Origin of the sequence: Protofrankia sp. Cr1, assembly GCF_963555865.1 — a bacterium.
Lineage (GTDB): Bacteria > Actinomycetota > Actinomycetes > Frankiales > Frankiaceae > Protofrankia.
The window spans coordinates 1-10035 of the sequence record NZ_CAUVXO010000169.1 but is presented as its reverse complement, the minus strand read 5'-3'; the positions used below and the strand labels follow the sequence as shown (position 1 = coordinate 10035).

The window sequence follows — 10035 nt, the reverse complement described above, 5'->3', positions numbered from 1 at the left end:
GGGATACCGGTAAGATCAGATAGCGGCAGCTCCGGTGGCGACGGATCGGCGTCAACCGCCGACCTCATGGTCGACTCTGACGGCTCGCCGCCACCAGGGGAAAGCGTGCCGGGAAGGGGTTCGCTCGCCAGCGAAGCCTCAAGCGAGGCCTCGGTCAGGACGTCCGGCGGAGGTCCTGCGGACCGTCCGGCGGCGCGCCGCCGTCGCGGGGCGGAACGAGTGGTCGGTGTCTCATCGGAGTCTGTCGGGATGTCATCGGGCACGGGTTATGAAGCCTCTCGGGGTCCCCGGGCGCGCTGCTTGCGCAGTCGCGGCCGCTCAGGAACCGCTGTCTCGGTCCGACGGGGTACCGCCGGCGAATCCTGCGACGCCCTGCATCACGCATCGAGTCGACCGACCAGCCGGCCTGCATCGTCGCGGTCCGGCATGAGCGGATCCGCCACGGTGCCGTCCTCCAGCAGCCGACCTTGACCGAGCCGAATCGGCTCGGGTGGCACTGGCGGCCGAAAAACAGCGACCACGCAAAGGGCGGTCAGCACGTCGTCGGGTCGCACGGCGGGCGTCGTGTGCCGCACAACCACATCCAGTATCGCACAGGTGTCGTTCTCCGCACGACAAACCATCGAGACCACTGCCTGACGAACGTCGAACCGCCGATGTCCGTCCTTGGTCACCCGCTCCACCTCGACCCGGTCACGGGCGAGGAGCGCGGCCACGGCGGCGGTCAGGTCGCCGAGTCCGACCCCTGGCATCCGCAACCGCCACCGCGACGCGTCCACCAGCTCCGCAAGAGGTGTGGCGGTGACGGGCGCACATGCCAGGACGTCCAGGCCGGGTGGTAACGCGGCATCCAGAGCCAGTCGCAACGCCTGGGGATCACAGTGTTCGGCCAGTGCGAGCTCCACGTACTCGGCCTCGCTGGCGGCGCCCGTCGGTGCGGCACCGAGCCAGGAGATACGCGGATGCGGGCTGAAGCCGGCCGAGTAGGCCATCGGGATGCCCGCGCGTCGCAGTGCCCGCTCAAAGGTCCTCGCGATGTCGCGGTGAGACAGAAATCGCAGCCGGCCGCGTTTGGCGAAGCGCACCCGCACCCGCGCCACCACGGGCGGTGGTGGCGGACCCTCAGGACGCCGGGGCACGGGCGGGTCCGGTCGGCGTCAGTGGGAGCAGGGTCCGGCCGGTCGGGCCGATCTGGTTTTCGGTCCCCATGGTCGGGCAGACCCCGCAGTCGTAGCAGGGGGTCCAGCGGCAGTCGTCCAGCTCGGTCTCGCGCAGTGCCTCCTGCCAGTCCGACCACAGCCAGTCACGATCGAGCCCGGCATCGAGGTGATCCCAGGGCAGCACTTCGCGTTCGTCGCGCTCGCGGGTGGTGTACCAGTCCAGGGACACGCCGAGTGGTTCCAGCACACGTGCGCAGGCCAGCGCCCACCGCTCGAAGGAGAAGTGCTCGCTCCAACCGTCGAACCGGCCACCGTCACGCCACACCTGTTCGATCACCGCGCCGACTCTGCGGTCACCACGGGCGAGAAGGCCCTCGATGATGCCGGGACGCCCGTCATGGTAACGGAAGCCAATCGCCCGCCCGACCTCCCGATCACCGCGGATGGCGTTGCGCAGCAGCTGCAGCCGATGGTCGGTGACCTCGTGCGAGGCCTGCGCGACCCACTGGAACGGGGTGTGCGGCTTGGGGACGAAACCGCCGATCGAGACCGTGCAGCGGATGTCACGGTGCCCGCTGGCCAGGCGCCCCGCCCTGATCACCTTGCGGGCGAGATCCGCGATCGCGAGCACGTCGTCGTCGGTCTCGGTCGGCAGCCCGCACATGAAGTAGAGCTTGACCTGCCGCCAGCCCTGGGCGTAGGCCGTACTGACCGTGCGGACCAGATCATCCTCGCTGACCATCTTGTTGATGACCTTGCGCAGTCGTTCGGAGCCGCCCTCGGGCGCGAAGGTCAGTCCGCTGCGCCGGCCGTTGCGGGAGAACTCGTTGGCAAGTGTGACGTTGAACGCGTCCACCCGGGTCGAGGGCAGGCTGAGCGAGGTATGAGTGCCCTCGTAGCGGTCGGCCAGCCCCTTGGCGATCTCGCCTATCTCGCTGTGGTCCGCGCTGGACAACGACAACAGACCGACCTCGGCGAACCCCGACGCATCCAGGCCCCGGGCCACCATGTCGCCGATCGTGCTGATGGTCCGTTCCCGGACCGGGCGGGTGATCATGCCGGCCTGACAGAACCGGCAGCCGCGGGTGCACCCACGGAAATCTCCACGCTCATCCGTTCGTGCACGGTCTCCGCGAGCGGTACCAGCGGTGCCTTCGGGTAGGGCCAGGCGTCCAGGTCGCTGACGGTGTGCTTGGCCGGGCGCGCCGGCACCCCGGGACGGTTCGCGGTGACCGCTCGGATGCGACCGTCGGGCCGGTAGTCCACATCGTAGAAGGACGGCACATAGGCAAGGCCACGGCGGGCCAGCCGCATGAGCAACTCGTCGCGTCCACCGGGGGAACCCGCGGTCCTGAAGGCACGAACCACGTCTGTGATCGCCAGGACCGCCTGCTCGCCGTCGCCGAGCACGACCGCGTCGACGAAGAGCGCGACCGGTTCGGGATTGAACGCGGCATGTCCACCGGCAATCACGATGGGATGTTCGTCACCCCGGTCCGCGCCGTGCAGGGGGATGCCCGCAAGGTCGAGCGCGGTCAGCAGATTGGTGTACCCCAGCTCGGTGGAGAAGCTGACGCCGAGCAGGTCGAAGTCGGCCACCGAACGGTGGCCGTCCACGGTGAACTGGGGGACGCCGTGCTCACGCAGCAGCTCTTCCAGGTCTGACCAGACCGAGTAGGTGCGCTCGGCCAGGACGTCCGGCTGCTCGTTGAGGATCTCGTAAAGAATCTGGATGCCCTGGTTGGGCAGGCCGATCTCGTAGGCGTCCGGGTACATCAGGCACCAACGGACGACCGCGTCCGCCCAAGGCTTGACCTGGGAGTTTCCTTCGCCGCCGAGATAGCGCACGGGCTTGCGGACCCGCGGAAGCAACGGTTCCAGACGGGGGAACAGCGACTGTCCGGACATGCCCGCGAGCCTACGGCACATTCGCCGCCCCCCGCGGCGGCGTCACAGAGCGTAAGGATCGGAACGGGCCCGCAACCGGACATTCTGCAGCAGTCCGACCGCCAACAGGTTCGCGAACATCGACGATCCGCCATAGGAGAGAAACGGTAGCGGCAACCCCGTTACCGGCATGATCCCCAGCGTCATCCCAATATTGACGAACATCTGGAAGGCGAACCAACACACCACACCCGTTGCGATCATCGCTCCAAAGGAGTCACCCGAGTCGAAGGCCGTCGCCAGTGCCCGCCACAGCACCAGCCCCAGTAGCAGCAGGACGCCGCCAGCGCCGAGAAAGCCCAGTTCCTCCCCGGCCACCGTGAACACGAAGTCGGTCTGCTGCTCGGGCACGAACTGACCCTGGGTCTGCGTGCCGTGGAACAACCCACGGCCGGTGACGCCGCCGTTGGCGATCGCCGTCATGGCCTGGTCGACGTTGTATCCGGTGGACGAGGCGTTCTGGTTACTTTGGACGAATTGGGTCAGACGGGCCTCCTGATAGGGCTTGAGCAGGTGGAACTGCAGGATCGCCCCGCCGAACAGAATGCCGAAAAGGATGAGGCCGATCACCCATCGGCTCGGTGCGCCGCTGACCGCGAGCATGCCGAGGATGACGAACACGAAGACCATGAACGTACCGAAGTCCGGCTGCATCATGATCAACAGCATCGGCACGCCAGCCAGCCCCAGGACTCCCACCACGTCCCAGTGGCCGGGATTGAGGCGGATCCCGGTGTCGCGGTCGTCGTGTTTCTCCCCGAGAATCATCGCCACTCCGACGATGAGGGCGACCTTGGCGAACTCCGAGGGCTGCAGTTGAAATCCGGCCGGCAGCACGATCCAGGAATGCGCACCGTTGATCGTGCTCCCCACCAGCAGGACCGCGACCAGGCCAACCAGTGATGCCAGGTAGACAAATGGTGCATATGCCCGCAGAATGCGGTAGTCCACCACGGTCGCGACACCCGCGAGAACGAGCCCGATGGCCAGGTTGAGCAGATGACGCTTGAGGAACAGCTGCGGGTCGGCACCGCTGCCGGCCTCGCGATACCGGGTGGCAGACCAGACCAGCAGCCCGCCGAGAATCGACAGCGCGATCACGGCGATCTGCAACGGCCAGTCCAGCCGGCGCAGCGGCGAATGCCGCCCTGCCGCCCGGTCGCGCAGTTGCCCGATCCGACCGCGCGGCGGGACCGGGGACGATCGCAAGGCCGTCGGACTCGTCATGAGCGCTCCATCTTTGATCAATTACAACAGCGGGGACCGACCGGTCACGGCGGTCCCCGCCCGACGCGTGCGGGAGCGCGACCGGCGTCCACAGCGGCGGGTTCGCCCCGCGCTGTGGCCGGCGGTGGACCACGTTCGGCGAGCGCGGGAACGCCCACCCCACCGGTCTGCGCGAGCCCCGCAGCCGCGGCGCCACCGGTAGCCGAACCACCACCCGAGGGCGTGGTGGACGGGACAGCGGACTGATCGGGCGGGGCGCCGGCCGGCGTGAACGTCCCGTCCTGCTCCACCTTCGGCAGGTCCGCCGGGGGCACGCCGCCGGACAGGGCCGCGTCGCGCCCGACGCCATAGATGCTCTGGTAGATGGCCTTCACAGCCGGCGCCGCAAACTCAGCACCGGTGCCGGAATCCGGGATGGTCACGACCACGACGAACTGCGGGTCGTTCGCGGGCGCGAACGACGCGAACCAGGACGTGTCCTTGGATCCTTCGACTTCGGCGGTACCGGTCTTACCCGCGATCGGGATGGTGTCATTGGGCCAGTCCGCGAACACACCGGCGGCCGTTCCACCGGCCTCGCTGGTCACGCCGTGCAGGGCGGCCCGGATATAGGCGAGTGTCTCGGGTGCGACCGGAAGCCGCCCGACAACCTTGGGCGTGATGGGCATCACGTCCGTGCCGTCCGGCGAGATCACCGCCTTGGCGAGCGTCGGCTGGTACACCGTCCCGCCGTTGGCGATGGCGGAATAGGCAACCGCGAGCTGCAACGGGCTGACCGAGAGGTACTGGCCCTGACCGATCGCGAACTGGGTCGCTGCACCTCCGTTGTACAGGTAACCGTCAATGCATGCCTCGGCCGCGTACTGGCGGAACCGCTCGGCCTTGGTCGGATCGGCGACCTCCGGGTAGCCGTTCTGTGCCCGGCGACAGTAGGAATCCTTCAGCTGCGTCCAGATCGCCTTCGCACCGTCACGCCCGACGACCGACCCGGCGGCCTCTCCCGGCAGATCAACGCCTGTCCTACTGCCGAAACCCATGGCCCGGGCCATCTTCACGAAGTACTCGTTGGCCGCAGGATAGGGGCCACGGCCGTTGCGAAGTCCGCCGTCGGCGAGCCAGGCGTCATAGGCGAACTTGTCGAAGATGACGTCGCAGGAGATCACCAGCGCCTGGTGCAGGGTGATCGGCCCGGCCGATGATCCCTCGAAGTTGTGAAACGTCTGGGAGCCGATCTGCAGCGACGGCCCGCAGTCGTAGTTGCCGCTCGTCGACGCGCCGAGGTTGGTCAACACGGTGGTGGTGGACACGCCCTTGAAGGTCGAACCGGGCGCACTCGAACCCTGGTATGCCCGCGACAGCAACGGAATGCCGTTGGCTGGATCTGACAGCGCCTGGTAGTCGGATTCGGAGATGCCGCCCACAAAAACCGACGGGTCGTATGAGGGCAGGCTGGCCATCGCGATGACACGCCCGGTTTTCGCGTCCAGGACGACCCCGGACGCGGTACGCGCGCGCCCGCCGAGGGAGTCCACGGTTTTCTTCAGAGTCTGCTCGACTGCCTGCTGGACACCGGCATCGATCGAGAGGACCAGGGTGTCGCCACTGCGCGGCGCGCTGGACGAGGCCGTGCCCGCGACCCTTCCGAACCTGTCGACCTCAAGGCGCTGCACCCCGTCAGCGCCGCGCAGGGCGCTGTCGTAGGTGTATTCCAGTCCGGCGACACCGACCAGACTGTTGTTGTGGAAACCGTGCCGGCCACCGTCGGAGTCGAGCTGCTCCTGCGTGACCGGGCTGAGATATCCCAGTTCGTGGGCGGCCACCGCCCCGTAGGGGTACTCGCGCACAGCCTGCAGCTCAGCAGATACACCAAGAAACCGGTCGGGATGTTCGATGACGGCCAGCGCCTGGCTCGGGGTGACGTCCTTGGCTACCGGCACCGGCTGGTAGGGCGAACCGTTCCAGCACGGTGGCTTCACGGTGGCAGAGCAGTACTGGATGCGCTTGGTGACATCGGCGACGGACATACCGATCACGTTTGACAAGCGCTCCAGCACTGCCCGCCCGGAGTCCTTCTGCCGGTCGGTCACCGACCGATTCACCGAGATGACCAACGACGTGCGGTTGCGGACGAGGGCACGCCCCCGGTCGTCCACGATCAGGCCGCGGGGTGCGGGTGTAACCACGTCGCGCACCCGGTTGGTCTCCGCGACCTGACGGTAGTGCTCCCCGTTGAGGACCTGCAGAGCCCACAGGCGAGCACCAAGAGTCACGAGCAACGACACGACCAGAACCCGCAGCACAACCAGCCTGATCCCGACGCGGTCGTCCAGCGACCCGTCACCGGACCGCTGCCGTCTCATGGTCGCCGCCGTCTCATGGTCGCCGCCGTCTCATGATCGCCGCCGTCTCATGGTCCAACCTGTCTCGTCGTGGCCGCCTCATGGTCCCACCCATCCCATCGTGGCCGTCCCATCGTGGCCGCCGGGTCACGGTTGGTCGCGGTGCAGACGCCGCATCCCAGCCATCACCAGCGGGAACAGGAACGGGGTCAGGATCAGCGAGTAGAGCGCGGCACCGACCGAGCGCAGGAGCACCTGCGTTCCGGCCAGGCTGGCATTGCCGAGAATGCCGGCCACCGCCGCATGGCCGGCCGTGCCCAGCGCCGCGGCGGCCGCCGCCGCGGCCATGGGGACGTGGGCCGTCCGCCCGATCTCGCCGTGGGCCAGTCCCACGCCGTAGCCGACCAGGCAGAAGAGCATCGCGGTCTGGCCGAGAACGTGCGTCGAAAGCAGGTCCGCGATCAGTCCGACCGCGAACCCGACGACCACGCCGAACAGCGGTCCCCGCGCAAGCGCCACAAAGGTCAACACGATCAGGACAACGTCGGGGCTCCCCAACGGGAGATCGAGTGCGGCTATGACCGACAGTTGCACAACGATCAGAACGACCATCGCGATCACGGTGACCACGACGGCCGTACCCCGGATTTCGTCGTCGCGTGTTCCCATGTCCCACACGACGAACCTCAGCCGACCGCAGCGGTCGCCGCGGGGGCGAGAGCCGGTGTCACCGGAACCTTGCCGGGTGGCGCGGGTGGCGCGGCGGGCGATGCGGGCGCGGCGGGCGATGCGGGCGTGGGCACAGGCCGCGGGGGTAGTACCCGGTCGCCCGCGTCGGCCGGGAGTTTTCCCACGACTATCCCGACCAGGTCGAGTGACCCAATGGCGGCGAAGGGGGTCACCTCGGCCGACCGTGAAAGCCCTTCGCTCATGTCGAGGACTTTCGTGACCACGCCGATTGGTACCCCACCGACATAATCCGCACTGCCGAAGGAGACCACCCGGTCGCCGACCTTCACCTGGCGCGTCGCGTCGTAGAGGGTGAATGCCAAGGCGTCCGGGCTACCTGTGCCAGCGACTGCGCCGAGCAACCGGGCACCCTCCAAGCGGGCGCCGATGTGACTCGCGGGATCGCAGGCGAGGCGGATCACCGCGGTGTGGGCGGTCGAGGACAGCACGGTCCCGACGAGTCCGTCGCTGTCGAGCACCAGTCTGTCCGGCATGACTCCGTCCGCACTGCCGGCGTTGACGGTGACCGACCATTCGGTCCCGGTGATGTCGCCGATCGCGATCACCCTCGCCGCTATGATCGAATACTGCCCCCTGTCCGCGAGCAACCGCAGGTTGGCCAGCCCGGCGGCCTGCCGCCGTACCTCGGCGTCATCGGCAAGCTGGCGCTTGAGGTCGGCGTTCTCCGCGGCTAGTGCGTCGGCACGCCGTTGATAACGATTGGGGTGCGCCAGGGAGGACACCGTCCGCCCGATCGGGCGGGTAACGGCGGTCAGAGCGCCCTCGACCGTTGCGAATCCGCCTCGCAGCGCGCCCCGCAATCCTGACGAGCTGTCGCCTGAGCGGTAGTCGACTGTGATCAGAATGAACGCCACGACCAGCAGTCCGATGACGACCACCCGGGAGCGCCGGTTCTCACGTCCCACCGCCGGCCTCCATACCTGGCAATTCCATCCACGGCCCTGCCGTCCGTGCCAACGCCGTCGACGACGATGCCACTTCGGGCATCGCGGTGCCCGGCGACGCCAAACTGGAACCGCGTCAGTACATCGGACGAGCGAACCGCCGGTCAGTGTTCCTGCCGATCGACATCCCACTCGGTACGATCTGAACAGATCGGATGACGTCAGGTCGGGTCAACGGCGAGGCTCGGATATGAGCACCTGCTGCAGCGCCTCGAACTCCTCGACGCACTTGCCGGAACCCATGGCGACCGAGTGCAGTGGATTGTCCGCGATATGGATCGGCATCCCGGTCTCGTGGCGCAGACGCTCGTCCAGACCGCGCAACAGCGCTCCCCCACCAGTCAGGACGATGCCGCGGTCCATGATGTCGCCGGACAACTCCGGTGGGCACTTGTCGAGGGTGACCTTGACGGCATCGATCACCGCGTTCACCGGTTCCTCGATGGCCTTACGAATCTCCTCGGCAGTGACGACGATGGTCTTGGGTAGGCCGGAGACCAGGTCCCGGCCGCGGATTTCCGCGCTGGGCTCGTCCGACATCTTGTGGGCGGACCCGATCGCCATCTTGATCTCTTCCGCCGTCCGCTCGCCGAGCATGAGCGAGTACTCCTTCTTGACATAGGAGATGATCGCCGTGTCAAGCTCGTCCCCCGCGGTTCGGATGGACTGGCTCGTCACGATCCCGCCAAGGGAGATGACCGCCACCTCCGTTGTCCCACCACCGATGTCGACGACCATGTTCCCGGTGGGTTCGTGGACGGGCAGCCCGGCACCGATCGCCGCCGCCATCGGCTCCTCGATGATGTAAACTTTTCGGGCACCAGCCTGATATCCGGCGTCCTTCACGGCTCGCTGCTCGACCCCGGTGATTCCGGAGGGGACGCACACGACCAACCGCGGTTTGGCGAAGTGGCGCCGCCGGTGGACCTTCTGGATGAAGTACCGCAACATACGCTCGGTCGTGTCGAAGTCGGCGATGACGCCGTCCTTGAGGGGACGAATCGCCACCACGTTGCCCGGCGTGCGGCCGATCATCCGCTTCGCCTCGGTACCGACCGCGAGGATCCCCGTGGTGGTGGTGTTGATCGCTACCACGCTGGGCTCGTTCAGCACGATCCCGCGACCACGCACGTAGACAAGGGTGTTGGCGGTGCCAAGGTCGACGGCCATGTCACGGCCTAGGAACGACAACGAACTGGACATCGTCGGATGCCGGCCTTCCCGGGTGTGCGGTCTGGGTGCGCACGCTGGGCGTGCTGGAGTTGTAAGGCAGGCGGTGTCCGTGACGTGGGCGTATCCACTGCTTCCCCGATGAGCCCCATCCAGTGGTCCGGCAATCCAGTAGAGACGCTCCCGCAGACACCAAAAGCCTAAACCGGGCTAACCGAGCCTGCCGTCCCGGTGAGGGATCCATGACGTGTGACGGTCCACTCGCCATGTCGGGTCAACCTGCCTGCCAGCCCCAACCCGTACGACCAGTTCTAACACCCGGAGTCACGAGAATGCTACCCGAGGAGACCGAGGAGCGCGCCCGGAGCGTCGGTGTTCGATAATCCGGGCAAAAATCCGGGCGAACGGTCCGGGCAAACGGTCCGACATCACCGACCACATGATCCTCAATGCCGAACCGATCACGATCTCGCCCCGGGATCTCGCCGTGGAGTTAGA

At 67.4% G+C, this 10035-nt stretch carries 6 protein-coding genes and 1 pseudogene; all 7 read right to left on the bottom strand.

What is annotated here, in order from left to right; genetic code table 11:
* Positions 1-377 precede the first annotated feature (377 nt).
* The 7 genes and pseudogenes from U9980_RS14550 to U9980_RS14520 all read right to left on the bottom strand — a co-directional run bounded on the left by U9980_RS14550 (position 378) and on the right by U9980_RS14520 (position 9570).
* Positions 378-1139, bottom strand: a complete 762-nt coding sequence (locus U9980_RS14550) for a TIGR03936 family radical SAM-associated protein (RefSeq protein WP_322754678.1) — start codon at positions 1137-1139, stop codon at positions 378-380.
* A pseudogene (locus U9980_RS14545) lies at positions 1123-3068 on the bottom strand (TIGR03960 family B12-binding radical SAM protein). Before U9980_RS14545 ends, U9980_RS14550 begins: the two are co-directional and overlap by 17 nt.
* Before the next feature lie 42 nt (positions 3069-3110).
* Positions 3111-4334, bottom strand: a complete 1224-nt coding sequence (rodA, locus tag U9980_RS14540; protein ID WP_322768403.1) for a rod shape-determining protein RodA — start codon at positions 4332-4334, stop codon at positions 3111-3113.
* 44 nt (positions 4335-4378) lie between these two features.
* Complete coding sequence (gene mrdA, locus U9980_RS14535) at positions 4379-6664, bottom strand: penicillin-binding protein 2 (protein WP_322768404.1); 2286 nt, start codon at positions 6662-6664, stop codon at positions 4379-4381.
* A gap of 156 nt (positions 6665-6820) precedes the next feature.
* The gene (gene mreD, locus U9980_RS14530) at positions 6821-7342 is read right to left on the bottom strand and encodes a rod shape-determining protein MreD (protein WP_322768402.1); all 522 of its coding nucleotides are present in this window, start codon (positions 7340-7342) and stop codon (positions 6821-6823) included.
* Positions 7343-7359: 17 nt separating this feature from the next.
* A complete protein-coding gene (gene mreC / locus U9980_RS14525) occupies positions 7360-8328 on the bottom strand; it encodes a rod shape-determining protein MreC (protein WP_322768401.1) in 969 nt (322 codons plus the stop codon).
* A gap of 210 nt (positions 8329-8538) precedes the next feature.
* Entirely contained in the window at positions 8539-9570 is a 1032-nt protein-coding gene (locus U9980_RS14520; protein ID WP_013872948.1) for a rod shape-determining protein, read from the bottom strand.
* Positions 9571-10035: the final 465 nt, after the last annotated feature.